Origin of the sequence: Janthinobacterium sp. NKUCC08_JDC (assembly GCF_019345575.1) — a bacterium.
GTDB lineage: Bacteria > Pseudomonadota > Gammaproteobacteria > Burkholderiales > Burkholderiaceae_D > Janthinobacterium > Janthinobacterium aestuarii.
In genome coordinates, this window is sequence record NZ_JAHKQW010000007.1 from 119,184 (window position 1) to 139,869 (window position 20,686).

At 63.2% G+C, this 20,686-nt stretch carries 18 protein-coding genes; 2 read left to right on the forward strand and 16 right to left on the reverse strand.

The genetic code is table 11. From position 1 onward, the window contains the following. Positions 1–231 precede the first annotated feature (231 nt). A complete protein-coding gene (locus KO538_RS17970) occupies positions 232–2,301 on the forward strand; it encodes a TonB-dependent receptor domain-containing protein (protein ID WP_219329206.1) in 2,070 nt (689 codons plus the stop codon). Here KO538_RS17970 and KO538_RS17975 read toward each other — a convergent pair. From KO538_RS17975 to KO538_RS18020, 10 genes are all read right to left on the reverse strand, one after another. Beyond that, positions 2,298–2,798: a glycine zipper family protein gene (locus tag KO538_RS17975; RefSeq protein ID WP_219329207.1), complete on the reverse strand. Its 501-nt coding sequence runs from the start codon at positions 2,796–2,798 to the stop codon at positions 2,298–2,300. The two genes, KO538_RS17970 and KO538_RS17975, sit on opposite strands and share 4 nt — an antisense overlap. Before the next feature lie 14 nt (positions 2,799–2,812). Then, a complete protein-coding gene (locus tag KO538_RS17980; RefSeq protein ID WP_083292778.1) occupies positions 2,813–3,235 on the reverse strand; it encodes a hypothetical protein in 423 nt (140 codons plus the stop codon). A 177-nt stretch (positions 3,236–3,412) separates the two neighbouring features. After that, positions 3,413–5,536: a sodium-translocating pyrophosphatase gene (locus tag KO538_RS17985; protein ID WP_219329208.1), complete on the reverse strand. Its 2,124-nt coding sequence runs from the start codon at positions 5,534–5,536 to the stop codon at positions 3,413–3,415. Between the two features lie 179 nt (positions 5,537–5,715). Further along, entirely contained in the window at positions 5,716–6,372 is a 657-nt protein-coding gene (adk, locus tag KO538_RS17990) for an adenylate kinase (protein WP_034751729.1), read from the reverse strand. 244 nt (positions 6,373–6,616) lie between these two features. Beyond that, positions 6,617–7,372, reverse strand: a complete 756-nt coding sequence (kdsB, locus tag KO538_RS17995; protein WP_219329209.1) for a 3-deoxy-manno-octulosonate cytidylyltransferase — start codon at positions 7,370–7,372, stop codon at positions 6,617–6,619. 2 nt (positions 7,373–7,374) lie between these two features. After that, positions 7,375–7,551, reverse strand: coding sequence for a Trm112 family protein (locus KO538_RS18000; protein ID WP_010395789.1), 177 nt, complete (start codon positions 7,549–7,551; stop codon positions 7,375–7,377). After that, positions 7,532–8,587, reverse strand: a complete 1,056-nt coding sequence (lpxK, locus tag KO538_RS18005; protein WP_219329210.1) for a tetraacyldisaccharide 4'-kinase — start codon at positions 8,585–8,587, stop codon at positions 7,532–7,534. Before lpxK ends, KO538_RS18000 begins: the two co-directional genes overlap by 20 nt. Positions 8,588–8,664: 77 nt before the next feature. Further along, positions 8,665–9,105, reverse strand: coding sequence for a biopolymer transporter ExbD (locus KO538_RS18010; RefSeq protein WP_034751736.1), 441 nt, complete (start codon positions 9,103–9,105; stop codon positions 8,665–8,667). After that, positions 9,102–9,707 carry a MotA/TolQ/ExbB proton channel family protein gene (locus KO538_RS18015; protein ID WP_034751738.1) on the reverse strand — a complete coding sequence of 202 codons (606 nt, stop codon included), beginning with the start codon at positions 9,705–9,707 and terminating at the stop codon, positions 9,102–9,104. Before KO538_RS18015 ends, KO538_RS18010 begins: the two co-directional genes overlap by 4 nt. Before the next feature lie 308 nt (positions 9,708–10,015). Next, positions 10,016–10,690 carry a hypothetical protein gene (locus KO538_RS18020; protein ID WP_219329211.1) on the reverse strand — a complete coding sequence of 225 codons (675 nt, stop codon included), beginning with the start codon at positions 10,688–10,690 and terminating at the stop codon, positions 10,016–10,018. Positions 10,691–11,024: 334 nt separating this feature from the next. Between KO538_RS18020 and xseA the strand changes: the two genes are divergently transcribed. Next, positions 11,025–12,386, forward strand: a complete 1,362-nt coding sequence (gene xseA / locus KO538_RS18025) for an exodeoxyribonuclease VII large subunit (RefSeq protein ID WP_072454455.1) — start codon at positions 11,025–11,027, stop codon at positions 12,384–12,386. A gap of 94 nt (positions 12,387–12,480) precedes the next feature. Here xseA and KO538_RS18030 read toward each other — a convergent pair whose 3' ends face one another. The 6 genes from KO538_RS18030 to KO538_RS18055 all read right to left on the reverse strand — a co-directional run bounded on the left by KO538_RS18030 (position 12,481) and on the right by KO538_RS18055 (position 20,577). After that, a complete protein-coding gene (locus KO538_RS18030; protein ID WP_072454454.1) occupies positions 12,481–14,931 on the reverse strand; it encodes a TonB-dependent receptor in 2,451 nt (816 codons plus the stop codon). 107 nt (positions 14,932–15,038) lie between these two features. Then, entirely contained in the window at positions 15,039–16,079 is a 1,041-nt protein-coding gene (locus KO538_RS18035) for an ABC transporter ATP-binding protein (protein WP_046682640.1), read from the reverse strand. 1 nt (position 16,080) lies between these two features. Continuing rightward, the gene (locus KO538_RS18040; RefSeq protein WP_219329212.1) at positions 16,081–17,448 is read right to left on the reverse strand and encodes a GH1 family beta-glucosidase; all 1,368 of its coding nucleotides are present in this window, start codon (positions 17,446–17,448) and stop codon (positions 16,081–16,083) included. Positions 17,449–17,475: 27 nt separating this feature from the next. Next, entirely contained in the window at positions 17,476–18,294 is an 819-nt protein-coding gene (locus KO538_RS18045) for a carbohydrate ABC transporter permease (RefSeq protein WP_070282696.1), read from the reverse strand. Further along, on the reverse strand, positions 18,291–19,280 hold the full coding sequence (locus KO538_RS18050) for a carbohydrate ABC transporter permease (RefSeq protein ID WP_034751747.1): 990 nt from the start codon (positions 19,278–19,280) through the stop codon (positions 18,291–18,293). Before KO538_RS18050 ends, KO538_RS18045 begins: the two co-directional genes overlap by 4 nt. A 7-nt stretch (positions 19,281–19,287) precedes the next feature. After that, positions 19,288–20,577: an extracellular solute-binding protein gene (locus tag KO538_RS18055; RefSeq protein WP_219329213.1), complete on the reverse strand. Its 1,290-nt coding sequence runs from the start codon at positions 20,575–20,577 to the stop codon at positions 19,288–19,290. Positions 20,578–20,686 lie beyond the last annotated feature (109 nt).

Here is a 20,686-nt window from a genome sequence, read left to right on the forward strand (position 1 = left end):
ATCGATCATACCGCTTTCATTATTGGCACACGCGGCGCCAGATGCCATGCATATGCTGCAACGGTGTTTTATTTCCTTTCATCACTTTCCTTCTTGCCAGGATAGCATTACAATAAGAACGATTCTTATTCTCATTGGCAGAATGGGAGCGCAGTTTATTGCATTTTCAATCATTCATACCCGAGCCACCCGGAAGGCAGCCAGGAAAAAACAACATCCGGAAAGTTCACCATGACCAAGCGCAGTCCCGCCTTCACATCCTTCGCAGTCCCCGCCGCCACTCCCGCCCGTCCCCGCCATTGCGCCACCCTGCTCCTGCCCTGCCTGCTGTCCTTGGCCGTCAGCAGCGCCTGGGCCGAAGGCAATGTGGCCGCCGACCCGACCATGAACACCGTGGTCGTTACCGCGTCGGGCACGGCCATCGACATCAAGGATGCGCCGGCCAGCATCAGCGTCATCACGCGCGAGGAAATCGAGCGCCAGCCCGTGTACGACCTCAACACCCTGCTGCGCCGCATCCCCGGCGTCACGGGCGGCACCAGCCCCGTGGGCGAAGAATCGAAGATCAAGCTGCGCGGCTTGCCCGACAAATACACCCTGATCCTCGTCGACGGCAAGCGCGTGGGCAGCTCGGCCGACACGGCTTACCGCCCCGACCTGGGCCGCCAGGACTTGAACTGGATCTCGCCCGACATGATCGAGCGCATCGAAGTGGTGCGCGGACCCATGTCGTCGCTGTACGGCTCGGACGCCATGGGCGGCGTGATCAACATCATCACGCGCAAGGTACCGGGCAAGTGGAACGGTTCGGCCACGGCCAACTACACGCAGCCGCAGGACAGCGGCCGCGGCACGGCGCACCAGCTGGGCGTGAACCTGGCAGGTCCCCTGTCGGACACGGTCGGCATGCGCCTGGGCGTGGGCCAGACGCGCCAGAATCCCGATGAAAAAGCCATCGGAAAATCGGGCGGCATCGGCGGCGAACGCAACCAGACTGTCACGGGCCAGCTGAGCTGGGCGCTGGACAAGAAACAGAACCTGACGCTGGACGCCAGCTACGGCAAGCAGCAATCGACGGATTCGACCACGCTCGACGCCGACGGCTACCCGCTGTTCGGCGCCTGGGGCGCGAGCAAGCTGATACGCAAGAGCGCCAGCATCGGCTATGAAGGCCGCTGGGACTTCGGCAAGGCCATGGTCAACCTGTACCACAACGATTTCGACAACGAAGTCGTCGGCACGGTGGCCAAATCCAAGGACAGCACCCTCGACGCCAGCCTGGAAAAACGGGTCGGCTGGGGCGGCATCGAGCAGATGCTGGTGATGGGCGGCCAGTGGAAGCACCAGGAACTGACGAACACGGACACCATCGGCACCATCCCCACCGACTACTTGGGCAACCCCGTCAGCGGCGCCACCCTGTCCGGCACCACGTCGGCCCTGTTTGCGGAAGACCAGCTGTTCCTGCGCGACAACCTGACGGCCACGGCTGGCCTGCGCCTCGACCACCACAGCAAGTTCGGCAACCATTACAGCCCGCGCCTGTACCTGGTGTACCACCCTGCCCCCGCCTGGACCATCAAGGGCGGCGTGTCGCAAGGCTTCCGCGCCCCGAGCCTGAAGGAAAACTCGCCGGCGGCGGCCACGCAGTCGGGCGGACGCGGTTGCGGCAGCCTCAAACCCCTGGGCTACATCACGGGCGGCTGCTACATGGCCGGCAATGCGGACTTGAAGCCCGAAACGAGCACGGCCGGCGAAATCGGCGTGGCGTGGGAACAGAATGGCTGGGACGTGGGCGTGACGTACTTCCACACGGATTTCAAGAACAAGATCGACTACGCGCCGCTGGGCTTTTACCAGAAGCAGTGGTGGACCAAGATGACGAATATCCAGAAAGCGCGCACCAGCGGCGTGGAAGCGACGGCCACCATCCCGCTGACGAAAAACCTGAACTGGCGTAACAATGTGACCTACATGGCGGAAGCGAAAAACCTGACGACGGGCGCCAACCTGCTGTCGACGCCAAAACTGTCGTGGTACTCGGCGCTGGGCTGGCAAGTCAACGACCAGCTGTTCGGCGAAGTATCGGCCCAGTACACGGGCAAGGAACTCGACGCGGGCCAGGCGGCCAACAAGGCCTACACCATCGTCGACACGGTCGTGTCGTACAAGGTCACGCCACAATGGACCGTGCGCGGCGGCGTGGAAAACCTGTTCAAGAAAGGCCCGCTGGCCGATGGACTGGTCGACTATTACGTGCCGGGACGGCGCATGTTCGTCGGCCTGACGTCGCGCTTCTAATAGCGGGGCGGCGGCGTATTTGGCGGCGGCGTGGCGGCATTGGCCGGCACGCTGCTCAGCATCTGCCCGGCCACGGGCACCTTGTGGCCGCTCGCGTACATGCATTGCTGGTAGGCGTAGTCATAGCGGCGCTGCATGCCATACGCCGAACTGTCGGCCGCGCCCGTGCCGGCCAGCGCGCCAAAGACCAGCCCAGTGCCGGCACCCACGCCGGCGCCATGGCCGCCATCGATGGCGGCGCCGGCCACCGCACCGAGCAAGGTGCCCAGGGCCGCACTGCGCACGCCGCTGTCGGCCGCAGCCTGCTGCGCCGAACTGCCGCCCAGCTGCGCCTGCGCATACCCGCGGCACTGGGCGTCATCGCCCTGAAATTGCGCGAAACTCTTGCCCGTGCCGGGCAACACCATGGCCGATGGCCCTTGCGGCATCACCGTGCATGCCGCCAGCACAAGGGGCGCCAGCACGCCCCCGCACACTGCGCTTGTTTTCCCGTTCATGTCGCACCTCGCTTTCAGCGCACACTGCCCGGCGCCACGGCGCGCCACGGCAATGTACAACTTGTCACGTAGGGATAATAGCCTTGCGGCTGACGGCAGTAGTACCACATCGGCGCCGTCGGCACCCCGCCCTGCTCGACATACACGGGCGGCGCGACGGGCAGCGGCTGTACCACGACCGTCCGTCCGTACGGATGGCGGTACCACGGGTCGCCGTACCACCCCGGCCCGTAGCCCCAGCTAGAACCCAGCCACACGCCGACATGCGAGCGGCCACGGAAATGGCCGTGTCCGTGATGACCATGATGGCCATGGAAGCCGTGTCCACCGTGCCGTCCATGCCTGCCAGGATCGGCCCAGGCGCTGCCGGCCAGCGCCAGCCCCACCGCCACGGCCAGCCCCCGCATCAGCCAGCGCCGTTTGTCTGCCTTGTCCATGATGCCTCCTGCCTTCTGCTGCCTGAAGTGATTCCCTCATTATTGGCAGACGGCCGCCGCAGGCAAGGCGCTGTAACATTTGCTCACTTTTGATACGTACACGATATGGAAATCAGGAAATTTTGACATGCCCGACGTAAAAACAGCCCCTGGAAACGGGGCTGTTTGACGTGGGGTTTATTGCGCCGGCAAGCTTTGCACCGGTGTGGCCGGCGCCAGGATGGGCGGCACGGGCGCGTGGATCGGTGCCGGCGCCTTGACCGCCAGCCAGCCCGTGGCCGGCAGCAGCGGCACCAGCAGCAGGGCGACGATATTGATGATCTTGATCAGGGGGTTCACTGCCGGACCGGCGGTGTCCTTGTACGGGTCGCCCACCGTGTCGCCCGTGACGGCCGCCTTGTGCGCATCGGAACCCTTGCCGCCGAAGTGGCCATCCTCAATATATTTCTTCGCATTGTCCCAGGCGCCGCCGCCCGTGGTCATCGAAATGGCCACGAACAGGCCCGTGACGATCGTCCCCATCAAGAGGCCGCCCAGCGCCGCAGGCCCCAGCAGCATGCCCACGACGATGGGCACCACCACGGGCAGCAAGGAGGGCACGATCATTTCGCGGATGGCCGACGCCGTCAGCATGTCGACGGCCTTGTCGTATTCGGGCCGCGCCGTGCCTTCCATGATGCCCTTGATGTCGCGGAACTGCCGCCGCACCTCGACCACCACGGCGCCGGCCGCACGGCCCACGGCTTCCATCGCCATGGCGCCGAACAAATACGGTATCAGCCCGCCGATGAACAGGCCGACGATGACCATGGGGTTCGACAGATCGAAGGTGATGTGCTGGCCCACGGATTCGAGCGCATGCGTGTAGTCGGCAAACAGCACCAGCGCGGCCAGGCCTGCCGAGCCGATGGCATAGCCCTTGGTGACGGCCTTGGTCGTGTTGCCGACGGCGTCGAGCGGATCGGTAATGGCGCGCACGGAGTCGGGCAAGCCCGACATTTCCGCGATGCCGCCCGCGTTGTCCGTGATGGGGCCATACGCGTCGAGCGCGACGATGATGCCCGCCATCGACAGCATGGCCGTGGCCGCAATGGCGATGCCGTACAGGCCCGCCAATTGATACGAGACGAGGATGGCGATGCAGACGGCCAGCACCGGATACGCGGTGGACTTCATCGATACGCCCAGGCCGGCGATGATGTTGGTGCCGTGGCCCGTCGTCGACGCTTCGGCGATGTGGCGCACGGGCTTGAAATCCGTGCCCGTGTAATACTCGGTGATGTACACCATCAGCCCCGTGAGCACGATGCCGACGACGGTGGCGCCCAGCATCTTGTAGCGCATGGCGTCGTCGGGCCACAGCAGCCACGTTACCACGGCGAAGCCGACCAGCGACAGGCCGGCGGCCCACCACAGGCCCGTGTACAGGGCCGACATGATTTTCGCGCCCGGCTTGGTCTTCACCATCGAGCAGCCGACGATGGAGGCGAGAATGGAGACGGCGCCCAGCAGCAGCGGGTAGATGATGGCCACGCTGCTCGCTTCAGCCATCAGCAAGGCGCCCAGCAGCATGGTGGCGATCAGGGTCACGACATAGGTTTCAAACAGGTCGGCCGCCATGCCGGCGCAGTCGCCCACGTTGTCGCCCACGTTGTCGGCGATGACGGCCGGGTTGCGCGGGTCGTCTTCGGGAATGCCCGCCTCGACCTTGCCCACCAGGTCCGCGCCCACGTCGGCGCCCTTGGTGAAGATGCCGCCGCCGAGCCGCGCGAAGATGGAAATGAGCGAAGCGCCGAAGGCCAGGCCGATCAACGGCTTGATCAAATCATGCTGGGTCAGGCCGGGCGCGCCCGTCGTCACCAGCAGCCAGTAGAACAGGGTTACGCCCAGCAGGCCCAGGCCGACGACCAGCATGCCCGTGATCGCCCCGCCCTTGAAAGCCACGTTCAGCGCCTGGTTGATGCCCAGGGTCGCCGCCTGCGCCGTGCGCACATTGGCCCGTACCGAGACATTCATGCCGATGAAGCCGCAGGCCCCCGACAGCACGGCACCGATCAGGAAGCCCAGCGCCGTGTGCAGGCCGAGCAGCAGATAGATGGCGATCAGGAGCACCACGCCGACGATGGCGATGGTGCGGTACTGGCGCGCCAGGTAGGCGGCCGCGCCCTGCTGGATGGCCAGCGCGATTTCCTGCATGCGCGCGTTGCCGGGATCCTGCCTCAGAATCCAGCTACGCGACACCAAACCGTAAATGACTGCGACCACGCCGCAGGCTACCGCAAACCACAAACTGGCTGCCATATCGTCCCCTTCTGTTTTTATCCGACGTCATTGCCAACAGCTGCAGACCGCACCGGGTAGGCACGCGCAGCCAGGAAAACACGACCTGCAAAAAAACTGAACCACGAAAACGATACGGCGCCCGCCTGTAGCGCGGGCACAAAAAAAGCGGACACTGAGGTCCGCTTTTCAAACACTGCTTATTCCGCCAGGGCGGCAAATGCGCTGTCGCGGATTTGCTCGACCGGACCGACGCCGGCGATGCGGCGGTATTTCGGCGCGCCTGGCAGGCCGGACTTGGCCCAGTCATTGTAGTAGTTGAGCAAAACCTTGGTCTGGTTGTGGTACACGTCCAGGCGCTTCTTGACGGTTTCCGCCTTGTCGTCGTCGCGCTGGATCAGCGGCTCGCCCGTGATGTCGTCGACGCCGTCGACTTTTGGCGGATTGAATTTGACGTGGTACACGCGGCCCGAACCCGGGTGGCTGCGGCGGCCGTCCATGCGCTCGATGATCGACGCGTCAGGCACGTCGATTTCCAGCACATAGTCCACATTGATGCCGGCATCTTTCATGGCGTCCGCTTGCGCGATGGTGCGCGGGAAGCCGTCGAACAGGTAGCCATTGGCGCAATCGGCTTCTTGCAGGCGGTTCTTGACCAGGCCGATCATGATGTCGTCCGACACGAGGCCGCCCGCATCCATGACTTTTTTCGCTGCCAGGCCCAGTTCCGTGCCTTCCTTGATCGCCGCGCGCAGCATGTCGCCCGTGGAGATTTGTGGAATATTGTATTTTTCTTTGATGAAGTTAGCTTGGGTGCCCTTGCCGGCACCGGGTGCTCCTAAAAGTATCAGACGCATTGAAAAGTTCCTAAAAAACAGATTTTGGATGGTGGTATGTGTAATTATTTTTAGATGGTGTTGCCAAGGCTATCTTTCCGTACGAAACTTACCACAAAAAATCCCCGGAACGCCAGTTTGCTATCGAATTGCTATGCCCTGATTGATCAAAGCCAGCAATTCGCGAGGCAGACGTTTCAAAATGTGGTTTTTACTGCAGGCGCACAAAACTTTATTTGCACGCCTGCCGTTTTACGGGTAGCGCTTACAGGGCACCGTAGTGGGATTGCACCCTGGCAAGATCTTCCGGCGTGTCGACACCGGCGGCTGGGGCCGAGTCCGTAACATGCACGGCGATGGCAACGCCATGCCACAGCACGCGCAACTGCTCCAGCGCCTCGATCGCTTCCAGCGGCGACGCGGACAGTTGCGGATATGCTTGCAGGAATGCATTGCTGTATGCATACAGACCGATATGGCGCAGCGGCACATAGCCGGCCGGCAAGCTGTCTTTCGACTGCGCGAAGCCGTCGCGGTGCCACGGAATCGTCGCGCGCGAGAAATACAAGGCGCGGCCATTTTTATCCAGCACGACCTTGACCACGTTCGGGTTGAACGCATCGGCCACATCGTGCAGCGGATGGGCGCACGTGGCCATGGGGACGGCGGCGCTGATCTGCGCCGCGCATGCGGCCAGCAGGGCCGGATCGATCAGCGGTTCGTCGCCCTGCAAATTGACGACGACGGCATCGAGCGGCAGCTCGAGCGTGCGCGCCACTTCGGCGATGCGGTCCGTGCCCGACGGATGGTCGCTGCGCGTCATGCACACTTCCACGCCATGCGCGGCGCAGGCGGCGCGAATGGATTCATGGTCGGTGGCGACGATGACGCGCGCGGCGCCCGACAAGGCTGCCTGCTCGGCCACGCGCACCACCATGGGTTTGCCGCCCAGGTCAGCCAGCGGCTTGCCCGGCAGGCGCGTCGAGGCCAGGCGGGCCGGGATGATGACGATGAACGCCATCGTTATTCCACTGCGTCTTGCAGGGTGCGCGCTTCGTCCGCCCACATGATGGGGATGCCATCGCGGATCGGATAGGCCAGGCGGTCGGCGCGGCAAATCAGTTCCTGCGCCTTCTTATCGTGTTCAAGCGGACCCTTGCAAACAGGGCAGACCAGGATATCAAGCAGTCGAGCGTCCACGACATTTCTCCACAATTTGTTGGGCCAGCGCGCTATCGATGCGCGCACTGACGGGGACGACCCACAGTCTCGGGTCATCTTTGAGATATTCAATTTGCGCACATTTTACTGCATCCTTCTCGGTGATCAAGATCACATCCGTGTCGAGCGCCGCAAATGGCTGGTCGAGGAAGTCGTGATGATCGGGCAAGGGCAGTTCCGTGAAGTCCAATCCGGCGCCGCGCAGCATGGCAAAGAAGCGCTGCGGGTTGCCGATGCCGGCCGCCGCCACGATGCGCCGGCCGCTGGCCGCCAGGGTTGCAAGCGCCACGCTTTCACTGCGGTTCACCATGCGCTCGGCCACGCCGCCGGCCAGCAGCATCTGCACCACCAGCCCGCCCTGCGGCGCGACCCTGGCCACCAGATCCGGCGCCAGCTCGGGCGCATTGATCACCGTCACGTCGCGCCGGCGGCGCGGCGATTCACGCAAAGGCCCCGCCGGCAGCAGCCAGCCATTGCCCGCGCCGCGGCCGTCGAACAGCACGATTTCCACGTCGCGCCGCAAGGCGTAATGCTGCAAGCCGTCGTCCGTCACCAGCACGTCGACGTCCGGGTGCGCGGCCAGCAGCGCCCTGCCCGCTTGCGCGCGGTCGCGCCCCACCATCACGGGGCAGCCGCCGCGCTGGAAGATCAGCAGCGGCTCGTCGCCCACCTGCTGCGGCGTGGAAGCAGCGGTGACGGCGCGCGGCGAACGGTCGGCGCTGCCATGGCCGCGCGAAATGACGCCCGGACGCATGCCCGCGTCGCGCAAGGCTTGCACCAGCCAGATCGTCAGCGGCGTCTTGCCCGTGCCACCGATAAAAATGTTGCCGACGACGACGACGGGCACGGGCAGTCGCGCGGATGTCAAGAGGTTTGCCTGGTACAGGCCTCGCCTGACACTGCTCAAAGCGCCGAACAGCAGGGAGACGGGCCACAGCGCGCACGCCAGCGGGCCGCGCGTCAGCCAGGCGCGGGTCAATGTGGTTTCAAGCTTGGCGGGGGAGGATGTGGGCATGGGGGGGGGAGGAGTAAAGGGCTGGGGTCTGACCCGGCGGGTCAGACCCCAATTTTGTTGCCGGTAACGGTCGAAGCTTACTTGCCCCCAGCTTGCGCCGCGAACGTCAGCTTTTCATAGCCGGCCAGGCGGGCCGCTTCCATCACGTGGATGACCATCTGGTGCATGGCGAACTGGTCGGCGTTGACCACGACCACGGGCGTCTGCGCGGGCGCCTTGCCGCCGTTGGCCGCTTTCGCCGCGTTCTGCAGGGCGTCGGCCAGGCCGGCCACGTCGCGGAACGACACGGGTTCGCGGTTGACCGTGTAGTTGCCCTTGGCATCGATGGTGACATCGATCTGCTGCGGCTTCTCCTTCGCCTGCTCGGCGTCGGCCGTCGGCAAGGTGATCTGCAGCTCCGTAAACTTGCTGTAGGTGGTGCTGACCATGAGGAAGATCAGGATCACCAGCAGCACGTCGATGAACGGGATCAGGTTGATTTCGGGGTCTTCACGCCCCTTGCCTTTGCGGAAGTTCATTTGCGGCCACTGTGGACGATGTCGACGAACTTGACCGCTTGCTGCTCCATGTCAATGACGAAGCTGTCGACGAGGGCGCGGAAGTGGCGGTAGAAGACGAGGGTCGGCATGGCGATGGCCAGGCCGAAACCCGTGTTATACAGGGCCACCGAGATACCGTGCGCCAATTGTGCGGGATTCGAGCCGCTGGCGTTTTGCGAACCGAAGATTTCGATCATGCCCACCACCGTGCCGAACAGGCCCATCAGCGGCGCCAGGGTGGCGATCGTGCCCAGAGTCGTCAGGAAACGTTCCAGCGTGTGGGCCACGCCGCTGCCCGCCTCTTCGATCGATTCCTTCATCACCTCGCGCGGCGCGTCGACATTGCGCAAGGCGGCGGCCAGCACCACGCCCAGCGGCGAATTGCTTTCCAGCTTGGCCACCGTGTCCGGCGTGATCTTGCCGCTGCGATACACCTGCACCACTTCATCGAACAGCTTGCGGGGCAGTATCTTGGCGCGGCGCAAATACAGCAGGCGCTCGATGATCAGGGCCAGGGCGACGATGGAAGCGATCAACAACAGCCAGATGGGCCAGCCAGCGGCTTGAAATATAGCGAGCAAAAGAAACTCCTGGTAAAGGGAAGGCGATGGAGCGCCCGAACAGCCTGTATTGTACCGAGCGCCGAAGACCGATTGTACGTGCGCGCAGGAATGGCGCAATGTAGCGCGTTGCCGCGCCGGCGGCAAGTGGCGCCTGCATGGTACTTGTCCCCAGCGCGCTGGCGGGAGCCCAGTTTTGCACACTTTGTGTGGATAAGATTGTGAGCAAGCATGAAGTCCAACATGCAAGTCATTGATTTACATGGGAATTATCGTGCTGCGCAAAATACAGGCATAGCAGCTTATCGACAGTAGTCAATGTCAATAAGTTAATACTTGAAGAGTTCTGCACATTTACTGTGGACAAGATTGTGCGCAAAGCCGAGGAATGTAATCAAGCCATTGATTTTAAAGGAAATTAAATCAATGCGTAAAAAAGTGGCAGCAAGCGCGCAATCGGCGCCAGACAGGCCCTCAAAGTTCTGCACACAATCTGTGGACAAGATTGTGCGCAAGCGTACGGATAGGCGCCAAGTACATTGATTTATATCGTTTTTATTGCCATGCATAAAAATGTGGCATTGGCTGAAAAGCGTGTTTTTCACGGCCCGATTCCACTTCAAAACGGCAGTTTTCCACCGCCAGCGCAGTTCCACACATAAAGTGTGGATAAGATTGTGAGCAAGCCGATTGACTCCATGCAAGAGCATTGATTTTAAAGGGATTTTTTTCTCTGCTGAAAAATAAGGCAGCAATTCAACATGCTCACACGGTGGAAAACCCGGATAAACCACGAAACGGTTTATGCAGTTTTGCACACATTCTGTGGATAAGATTGTGAGCAAGGCGTACGGTGCGATGCTACACCCTTGATTTGTAAGACTATTTTTATGCTGCGCAAAATTAAGGCAAGCCATGCCATGGGCCTTCCCGTGGATAAATCCGGTGCCGCGCCAGAGTTCTGCACATTTTTTGTGGATAAGATTGTGCGCAAGGCCATGCATGGCATACTAAGCGCTTGATTCATAGGCACTTTATTTCCGTGCGCAAAAATGTAGCAAGGCACTTTTATCGCTCGGACAAGGCCAGCCCAGCCATGTTTATCCAAGGCAAAAAGTTCCGCACACTTTCTGTGGATAACTTTGTGCGTAAGTGGCAGGGGCTACACTGATGTGCTTGATATTAAAGGATTTTTTCCCTGTGCACGCAAATCAGGCATACAGGAATTCGTCATGAAATCAATTACTTAGAAATAGAACTTGTTGTTTTGCGCGATATATGACATAAGCATGACCTCGCCGATAATATGTGGACAGTTCCCTTCCCGCTCCCAGCTTTATGATGACCGACAACCCGACTGACAGCGGTTTTGCCGCCCCGCCCGTGCTGACCGTCAGCGCCCTGAACCAGGCCGTCGCGCGCCTGCTCGAGCGCTCGTTCCCCCTGACCTGGATCGCCGGCGAGATTTCCAACTTCACGCGCGCCGCTTCCGGCCACTGGTACTTCACCTTGAAGGACGATGGCGCCCAGGTCCGTGCCGTGATGTTCCGCGGCCGCGCCCAGTACGCGGGCTTCACGCCGCGCGAAGGCGACAAGGTCGAAGTGCGCGCCCTCGTCACCCTGTATGGCGCGCGCGGCGATTACCAGATCAATGTGGAAGCCATCCGCCGCGCCGGCGTGGGCGCCCTGTACGAAGCGTTCCAGCGCCTGAAGGAAAAGCTGGCAGCGCAAGGCCTGTTCGACCAGGAACGCAAGCGCGCCATCCCCATGTTCGCGCGCAGCATCGGCATCGTCACCAGCCCGCAGGCGGCCGCCCTGCGCGACGTGCTGATCGCGCTCAAGCGCCGCGCGCCGCACGTCAACATCATCCTGTACCCGACGCCCGTGCAGGGACAGCAGGCGCCGGAAAAGATCGCGCACGCCATCCGCACGGCATCGACAAGGGCCGAGTGCGACGTGCTGCTCGTGTGCCGTGGCGGCGGCAGCATCGAGGATTTATGGTCGTTCAACGATGAAGCCGTGGCCCATGCGATTGCCGATTGCTCCATGCCCGTCATCAGCGGCGTGGGACACGAGACGGATTTCACCATCGCCGACTTCGCGGCCGACCTGCGCGCGGCCACGCCGACGGCGGCGGCCGAACTGGCGGCCACGCCGCGCGCCGACTGGATGGCATCCCTGCGCGCCGACGCGACGGACCTGCGCCGCGCCATGCGCCGCAGCCTCGATGACGCGGCGCAAACCCTGGACCGCCACAGCCGCCGCCTGCTCAACCCGAAGGCGCAGCTGCAGCAGCAGCGATTGCAGCTGCTGGCCCTGTCGACGGCCATGACGCATGCGGCGCGCGCGCCCGTGAACCAGTCGCAGTACGCGCTCGAACGCCTGCGCTCGCGCTGGGCCAACCTGCGGCCCGACGTCACGGCATCGCGCACGCGGCTGGTGGAAGCCCAGCGGCGCAGCGGCGCGGCCATGGCGCAGCAGCTGGGCCAGCGGCGCCACCGCCTCGACGGCCTGGCGGCGCAGCTGGAACTGCTGAATCCCCAGCGCACCCTGGAGCGCGGCTACGCGATACTGCGCGATGAAAAAGGGAATATCGTGCGCTCGCCGGCGCAGCTGCAGGCGCGCCAGAACGTCAACGTGCGCCTGGCCGAAGGCAGCGCGCAGGTCGGCATTGCCAGCGTGCAAGCCAGCCTGGAATAAGCGTTGGAATAAAAAAGGCCGGGGAAGAACCCCGGCCCAACACCTTCCCTACTGAGTGGACTGCTACCGCAACTGCCCTTTCACACTACCTGACTTAGAACTTCATCGACACGCGCGCGCCAAACGTGCGCGGCGCGTTGTAGAAGGCGCCGTAGATCTGCTGCGTCGGCTGGCATGGCATGCCCACGTCCGTGCAGATTTCATTGACGTCCAGCTTGACCGCCTTGTCCGTGGCGTTCTGCACGAACGCTTCGACCGTGTAGGCCTTGTTGGCCGGCTGGAAGCGCAGGCTCAGGTCCAGGGTCGTGTAGGCTTCCTGGCGCTTGACGCCGGCATGGCCCGGCACGTCGCCGTTGAACGCCCCCGCCCCCACATACGACATGGTTTCATAGTGCACCGAAGCGCGCGGCGTGATCTGGCCGCCGGCGACATTGAAATCATGCTCGTACTGCACGGTGGTGGAAAACTTCGGCGCATGCTTCATGGTGCTGCCGCCCACGTTCACCAGTGGCGCCGTCGAGCCGCAGGACTGGCCATTCGCGCGCGCCGCATCGACGTCGCAGGACATGAAGTCGTCATACACGGCTTTCAGCCAGGTGGCGTTGCCCGTCAGGCGGTCGACCTTCGTTGGCCGCCACACCCACTCCGCTTCCAGGCCCTTGACGGTGGCGCCGGCCGCGTTGAAGTTGGCCAGCACGCTGTTGACCACCTGCGACTCGAGCTTGTCCTTGTACTTCATCAGGAAGGCGTCGAGGTTCAGGGTCAGTTCGCGGTTCAGCAAGTCCGACTTGAAGCCGATTTCATAGCTGGTCAGCTTTTCCGGCTTGGTGGTAGCGCCGCCGTCGCCGATGGCCGGCGAATGGAAGCCCGTCGTCACGGAACCGAACAGCAGAATGTCCGGGCGCAGCTTGTACTCGATGCGGCCCAGCCAGGTGGCCTGGCCGTATTTCAGGTCGGCCGTATTGTCGCCTGGCGTATTGCCGCAGGTGGCGGCCGTGATGGCGCCGCCCGGGCCGATATTGTGCGTGTTGGCCAGGCCCGTGCCCGGCGTGACGAGCTGGCGCAGCTGGTCGGCGGTGAGGACCGTGGTGCCCAACGGGGTGTTGGCCGGCCAGTTCGGGCATGCCCAGTTCTTGCCGCCGATGTCGAATTTATGGTCTTTCGTGTAGCGCGCGCCGGCCGTCAGCTTGATCTGGTCCGTCACTTGCTGGCTGACCTGGCCGAACACGGCTTTCGATTTGAGCTGGCGGTCGCCCTGGATGAAGGACATCGACGAGGCGTACTGGCCCACGGTCGGCTGCACGAAGATCACGGCGCCATTGGCGATATCCTGCTGCACGGCAGCCTGCGAAATCTGGCTGCGGTCGATATCGAAGCGCACCTTGTTCTTTTCATTGAACAGGAACAGGCCGGCCACCCACTGGAACGGCGCGTCGTCGTCCGAGCGCGCCTGCAGCTCGTGCGAATAGCTGTCGAACTGCGCCCAGTCCGTGCGGTTTTCCGACTTGAAGCCAGGGAACAGGCCCGCATCCGAGTCGTTGCTGTTCTGGCGCTTGTAGCGGCTCCAGCTGCCTAGGTACGTGAAGTCCAGCGCGTCCGTCGGCTTGTAATTGAGCTTGCCCTTGTAGGTCAGAATCGACTGGTCCAGGGTGCCCGGCGTGTCGATCAGGGCCGAACGCAGCTTCTCGCCCCGTTTCGGTTCGGCCGCCAGGTAGACGTTGCCGGCGCCCTGGTCGAGGAAGTAGTCGGCGATGAAGGTGCCGCGCAGCTGCGGCGTGAACTTCCACAGCAGCGAGGCGCGCACGCCCATCTGATCGCCGGCGCCATACTTGGCCGTGCCCGGCATGACGTTCGAGCCGCGGCGGAAGTCCACCGTGCCGTCATGGCTATCCTTGATGGCGGCGATGCGCAGCGCCACGTCGTCGGAAAACGGAATATTGATCATGCCCTGCGTCTGCAGGTGGCGGTAGTCGCCCACCGTGATGCCGGCCGAACCCATGAACTTGGCCGTGCTAGGCGCGGCCGACACGAGGTTGACGGCGCCGGCAGTCGAATTACGGCCGTTCAGCGTGCCCTGCGGTCCGCGCGCCACCTCGACGTGCGACAGGTCGTACATCAGCGCCGTGGCGCCCTGGGGACGCGGCGAATACACGCCATCGACATAAAAGGCGACGGCCGGGTCGCCCAGCTCCGTGTGGTTGGCCGAACCGACGCCGCGCATGTAGACGTGCACGCCGCCCGAGTCGCCATGCTGCTCGACGACGAGGCTGGGCACCATGGTGGCCAGCGAGGCCAGATCCTTGACCTGGTTGTTTTGCAGGGTGTCCTGGTTGAAGGCGGTGACGGCCAGCGGCGTCTCCTGCACGAAGGTATTGCGGCGCGTGGCCGTGACGACGATGCGGTCCATCTGTTCGGCGGCCGGCTTTGCCGCGTCGGTGGCTGCAGCCTCCTGGGCCATGGCGGCGCCGCTGCCCAGCAAGATGAACTGGGCGAAGGTCGCATGCGCCAGGCTGAGGGCGATGGTATTGCGTTTGAGCTGTTGCATTGTTGTTGTCTCCTGTACCGCTGGTTGATTGATGATCACATAGCTCTTTGGCTATTGCTGCACATTTTTTGGGTGTCAATCTGAAGTCATGTCGCCTCCGTGCGGGGTCAATGGGTAGCCACGGCGCGCCCGGCCGTGTCGAATAGAAAGGCATGGCCCTCTTCCGGCGCAAAGCCGATGGCGCTGCCCTGCGCCAGACTGTGGCGCGCCTCGCCATGCAGCTTGATGGCCACCGCGTGCGAACTGCCGTCGAGCGTCGCGTGGATGATCTGCGCATCGCCCAGCTGCTCGATCAGGGTCACCGTGGCGCCGTAGCCTTCGTGGCGCGGCACCAGGCGCAGGTGTTCGGGGCGTATGCCAACCAGCATGCCCGCCTCGCCGCCAAGCTGGCTGGCCAGCGCGGGGACGGCGGCGCACGGCAAGAAATTCATGCGCAGCGCGCCGATGAAGCCGGCCACGAACTGGCTGGCCGGCTGGCGGTACAGGTCCAGCGGCGCACCCACCTGCTCCAGGTGGCCGCCGTGGAAGACGGCGACCCGGTCACCGAGGGTCATGGCTTCGACCTGGTCGTGCGTCACGTAGATCATGGTGGTACCCAGTTCCTGGTGCAGCTTGGCCAGTTCGATGCGCGTCTGCACGCGCAGCGAGGCGTCAAGGTTGGACAGCGGCTCGTCAAACAGGAACACCTTGGGCTGGCGCACGATGGAGCGGCCGATGGCCACGCGCTGGCGTTCGCCGCCCGACAAGGCCTTGGGCTTGCGGTCGAGCAGGTGCGTGATCTGCAAGATCTCGGCCACCTTGCCCACGGCCGCGCGCACTTCCGCTTCCGGCTTGCCCGCCAGTTTCAAGGCAAAGCCCATGTTGTCGCGCGCCGTCATGTGCGGGTACAGCGCGTAGCTCTGGAAGACCATGGCGATGCCCCGCTCGGCCGGCGCCACGTCGTTGGCCAGCAGGTCGCCGATGCGCAGCTGGCCCGCGCTGATGTCTTCCAGTCCCGCGATCATGCGCAGCAGCGTCGACTTGCCGCAGCCGGATGGCCCGACGAAGACCATGAATTCGCCGTCGTGGATATCGAGGTCCAGGCCCTTGACGATTTCCGGGCCGTCGCCATAGGTCTTGCGGATGCCGCGCAGGGAGATGGCGGCCATGTCAGTGCTCCTCGGCCAGGACGGCGGCGTGGGATGCGCGCTGCGCGGCGATGAAATCGCGGTACCACAGGGCGCTGTCCTTGAAGCTGCGCTGCTGCGTGGCGTAATCGACGTACACCATGCCGAAGCGCTTGGCGTAGCCCGAGTTCCACTCGAAGTTGTCCATCAGGCTCCAGTAGAAATAGCCGCGTACGTCGATGCCCTGCGCGATCACGGCGCGCAAGGCGTCCAGGTGCAGCTGCACGTACTCGATGCGCGGCGCGTCGTGGATCTTGCCGTCGACGGGCTTGTCGGCCACGGCCATGCCGTTTTCCGTGATGTAGACGGGCGGCAGCCGGTATTCGCGGTGCAGGCCGACGAGCAGTTCCGTCAAGCCCTGCGGATAGGTTTCCCAGCCCATGTCGTTGACACCGAGCTTGCACTCGGGCTTGCGCGGCGGCGTCTCGGCGCTCATGAAAGCGCGCGTGTAGTAGTTCACGCCAAGGAAGTCGATGGGTTGCTTGATATCTATGAAATCGTTTTCAAAGATGGATAAAGCAGAAGCGTCGACGTGTTTCAGGGCCAGCGCCGGGTAGCGGCCCTTGAAGATGGCGTCCATATACCACTGCACCGAGCGCGCATATTCGAGTTCGGCCAGCTCGCGGTCCTGGGCGCTGTCGGTGGCCGGGGTGGCCGTCCATTGATTGAGCACGATGCCCAGTTTCGCGGGCGGATTGACGGCGCGCATCGCCTGCATGGCCAGGCCGTGCGACAGCAGCAGATGGTGCGACACTTGCACGGCGGCGGCCGGGTCGGCCATGCCGGGCGCGAACTGGCCCGTGCCGTGGCCCAGCACGGCCGTGCACCACGGTTCGTTATGGGTAGCGATGCTGGCGACCTTGTGGCCGAAGCGGCGCGCCACTTCGGCCGCGTAGGCGGCAAAGTGGTAGCAGGTGGCGCGATTGAGCCAGCCGCCCTCGTCCTGCAAGGCTTGCGGCAAGTCCCAGTGGTACAGGGTCAGATGGGCATCGAGCCCCTTGGCGGCCAGGGCGTCGAGCAGGCACCCATAGAAATCGAAGCCGGCCTCGTTCCAGGCGCCGGAACCCGTGGGCTGCACGCGCGACCAGGACATGGAAAAGCGGTAGGCGTTCACGCCCAGGCTGGCGATCAGCTCCACGTCCTCCGCGTAGCGGTGATAGTGGTCGCAGGCCACGTCGCCATTGCTGCCGTCGATGATCTTGCCATCCGTATGGCTGAAGGTATCCCAGATGGAAGGGCCGCGGCCGTCGATGGCGGCGGCGCCCTCGATCTGGTAGGCGCTGGTGGCCACGCCCCAGGTGAAGGTGGCGGGAAAGTTGGTGTCAATATCGTCGTTATGCATGGTGGTCATGTCAGTGTGAGTGGATGAAAAAAAGTGCTAGCCTTTGACGGCGCCCTGGGTCAGTCCTTCAATTAAACGCTTCGAGGCGACAAAAAACATGAGCAGCAGCGGCAGCACGGCGATGGCGGCGCCCGTCATCAGCGCGCCCCACTCCGTGTTGTTCGGCGCCTGCATGCTGCGCAGGGCCAGCGGGATCGTGTAGTTCTCGACCGAGCGCATGACGACCAGCGGCGTGATGAAGTTGTTCCACGAGTTGATGAAGGTGATCAGGCCCAGGGTGCCCATGGCGGGACCGATCAGCGGCAGCACGACTCTCCAGTAGATGGCGAATTCGCCGCAGCCGTCGATGCGCGCCGCCTCGATCAGATCCTTCGGGATCGCCGTGCCGATGTACTGGCGCATGAGGAAAATCCCCAGCGCGCCGGCCGCGCCAGGCACGTACAGGGCGCGCGGCTGGTCCAGCCATCCGAGGAAATCCATCAGCATGAAGGTCGGAATCATGTTCATGAAAGACGGGATGATCATCGACGCCATCACGAGGGTGAACAGGGGCCGCTTGAAGCGGAACTCGTACATGGCGAACGCATAGCCGCCCAGCGAGCAAAAGAACAAGGTCAGCGCCGTCGTCATCAGGGCCACGTACAGGCTGATGCCGATATTGCGCCAGAACGGCAGGCGCTCCTGCAGCAGCTCGATGTTGTTGAGCAGGGCCGTGCCGAACCAGCGCGGCGGCGGCAGGCTGTAGATCTCGGCGCTCGTGTGCGTGGCGAAGACGAACATGAAGTAGAACGGCGCGACCATGATCAGGGCGCCGATGGCCACCATGGCGTAGGCCGTCCAGCGGGTGGTTTTCATCGGACCTCCTTGCGTTCATTGCGGCTGAAGATGCGGTTGTTGACCCAGGTGGTGCTGGCGATGATCAGGAACAGCAGCCAGGAAATGGCCGACGCCGTGCCGAAGTCGCCCGAGGAAAACGCCGTCTTGTAGACGAAGATGGCCGTCGTCATCACCGACTGGCTCACGCCGCTCGATTCGGCCACCAGCACGAACGGTTCCTCGAACAGCTGCAGGTTGCCCATGATGGTGAGTGTCACGGCCAGGTAGATCATGGGGCGCAGCTGCGGCAAGGTGATGTACCAGAACTGCTGGCGTTTCGACGCACCGTCGATGGTGGCCGCTTCATACAAATCCTTGGGGATCACCTGCAGCGCGGACAGATACAGCACCAGGTTCCAGCCCAGGTAGCGCCAGAAAATGACGAAGGCGACGGCCGGCTTGATGAACAGCGAGCTGCCCAGCCAGTCGATCGATTCCGCCGGAAACAGGCCGCCGACGAGCGGCAGGCTGGCGCACCATTGGATCAGCACATTGATCTGGCCATAGTCGCGCGAGAACAGGGTATTGAAGACCATGGCGATGGCCACGCTGGACGTGATGAACGGTAAAAAGTAAATGCCGATCACCAGGTTGCGCGAGCGCTTGAAGCTGTTGTGGATGAACGCTGCCAGCGGAATGGCCACCAGGTGCTGCGGCACGCCCGAGGCCAGCGCCAGCCAGACGGTATTGCCCAGCGAGCGCAAGAACCACGGGTCGCTCAAGGCATACTTGTAGTTGTCCAGCCCCACCCACTGCATGGCTTCCACGCCGCTGGCCGCTTCCCACTGGTTGAACGACAGATAGATGGAAAACAGCAGCGGGAACAGGCTGAAGACGGCGAACAGGATGAAGAAGGGGCTGATGAAAATATACGGCGCCCACTTCTTCATGTTGAAGCGTTTCCTGGCAGGCCTCGCTGCAGCAGCAGCGGGCGCGCCATCGGTACAAGGCATGGAGGTAGTCATGCTGCTCCTAGCGCCGCGCGCGGTGGGTGATCAGGGCCTTGGCGTCGGCCAGGGCCGTCTTGATATCCTTGTTTTGCGCCAGCACGCTTTCCAGCTCCATGTTGACGATGTCGCGCGCCACGGCGTCGAATTTGTCGACGCGGATGACGGGGATTTTCGCCGCCGTGTCGCGCGCCAGCAGGCGCGTCTTCTGGCCGCCGAAATACGGCTGCGGCTCGTCCATTATCGGGTCCGCATACGCGGCCTTGAGGGCGGGGAAAGCGCCGATCTCTTTGAGCGAGTGCAACTGGATATCCTTGTTGACGGTCATGAACTTGATGAATTCCCAGGCCTGGGTTTTATTCGCCGCCTTTTTCGGGATGCCATAGAAGGAGCCGCCGTACGACGCCAGCGCGCCGGCCGGCAGGTTCGCCGCGCGCCACTGGCCCTTGGAATCGGGCGCCAGCCACTTGGCCAGGTGGCCGCTCAACCACGAACCCATCATCTGGCTGGCCACCTTGTCACGCTTGAAGCCTTCGGCCCACTCGCCCGTCCAGGCCACGGTGCGCGCATCGATGCCGGCGACCCGCGCCGCCTTGGCCAGTTCGAACGCCTTGACGAAGCGGGGCGAGTCGACCAGCACCTGGCCCTTGTCGCCAAAATAGATGCCTTCGCCATCTTTCAAATTGGCGCGGATATAGATATCGGCCAGGTCGCTGGCGCCGGCCAGCAGATAGGTGCCGGTGGCGGCCTTGAGCTTCTTGCCGGCGGCGATATATGACTCCCACGATTGCGTCAGATCGGTTTCCTTGATGCCCGCCTTGTCCATCAAGTCCTTGCGGTAGAACAGCGTGCCCGGTCCCAGGTCGGCCGGCATGGCGCCCAGGGTGCCGCGGGAACTGGTCGCCTGCACGAACGTGAACGGCACGAACTGGGCGCGGTACTGCCCTGCCCCGTATGGCGGCTGCAGCAAATCTTCCATGCCCTTCGATTCGGCGAAGCTGCCGACATAGCGGAAGTCGATGGCCATCACGTCGGGCAGGCGCGCGCCGGCCGCCAGCGCCGTCGTCATCGAGTTATGGTGGTCGTCGATCTGCAGGCTGACCAGCTTGACCTTCACTTGCGGATACAGCTTTTCCCACAGGGGCAAGGCTGTTTTCACGGCGCGGTCCAGGTCAGGGAACGAAGCGACGGTAATCGTGGCCGGGGCCAGCGCCGGCAGGGCGGCGGCCGGCGGAACGGCTGCGGGCGCGGCGGCCACACCGGCGGCCAGGGTCAGCGCCGCCAGAGGGGCGGCGCCAAGGATGCTTGACTTCATTATTTCATCTCCGTTTATTGAGCGTCTTCTATCTTGAAAACGTTTTCACAACATGTGCTCATTTAACACCGCAAAGAAAATCAAGTCAATCGAAAAAGTTGTCATTTTT

Coding starts and splice junctions, on each gene's coding strand:
- KO538_RS17970 (WP_219329206.1), top strand. CDS start 232: ATGACCAAGCGCAGTCCCGCCTTCACATCCTTCGCAGTCCCCGCCGCC.
- KO538_RS17975 (WP_219329207.1), bottom strand. CDS start 2,798: ATGAACGGGAAAACAAGCGCAGTGTGCGGGGGCGTGCTGGCGCCCCTT.
- KO538_RS17980 (WP_083292778.1), bottom strand. CDS start 3,235: ATGGACAAGGCAGACAAACGGCGCTGGCTGATGCGGGGGCTGGCCGTG.
- KO538_RS17985 (WP_219329208.1), bottom strand. CDS start 5,536: ATGGCAGCCAGTTTGTGGTTTGCGGTAGCCTGCGGCGTGGTCGCAGTC.
- adk (WP_034751729.1), bottom strand. CDS start 6,372: ATGCGTCTGATACTTTTAGGAGCACCCGGTGCCGGCAAGGGCACCCAA.
- kdsB (WP_219329209.1), bottom strand. CDS start 7,372: ATGGCGTTCATCGTCATCATCCCGGCCCGCCTGGCCTCGACGCGCCTG.
- lpxK (WP_219329210.1), bottom strand. CDS start 8,587: ATGCCCACATCCTCCCCCGCCAAGCTTGAAACCACATTGACCCGCGCC.
- KO538_RS18010 (WP_034751736.1), bottom strand. CDS start 9,105: ATGAACTTCCGCAAAGGCAAGGGGCGTGAAGACCCCGAAATCAACCTG.
- KO538_RS18020 (WP_219329211.1), bottom strand. CDS start 10,690: ATGCATGGCCTTGCGCACAATCTTATCCACAAAAAATGTGCAGAACTC.
- xseA (WP_072454455.1), top strand. CDS start 11,025: ATGATGACCGACAACCCGACTGACAGCGGTTTTGCCGCCCCGCCCGTG.
- KO538_RS18030 (WP_072454454.1), bottom strand. CDS start 14,931: ATGCAACAGCTCAAACGCAATACCATCGCCCTCAGCCTGGCGCATGCG.
- KO538_RS18035 (WP_046682640.1), bottom strand. CDS start 16,079: ATGGCCGCCATCTCCCTGCGCGGCATCCGCAAGACCTATGGCGACGGC.
- KO538_RS18040 (WP_219329212.1), bottom strand. CDS start 17,448: ATGACCACCATGCATAACGACGATATTGACACCAACTTTCCCGCCACC.
- KO538_RS18045 (WP_070282696.1), bottom strand. CDS start 18,294: ATGAAAACCACCCGCTGGACGGCCTACGCCATGGTGGCCATCGGCGCC.
- KO538_RS18050 (WP_034751747.1), bottom strand. CDS start 19,280: ATGACTACCTCCATGCCTTGTACCGATGGCGCGCCCGCTGCTGCTGCA.
- KO538_RS18055 (WP_219329213.1), bottom strand. CDS start 20,577: ATGAAGTCAAGCATCCTTGGCGCCGCCCCTCTGGCGGCGCTGACCCTG.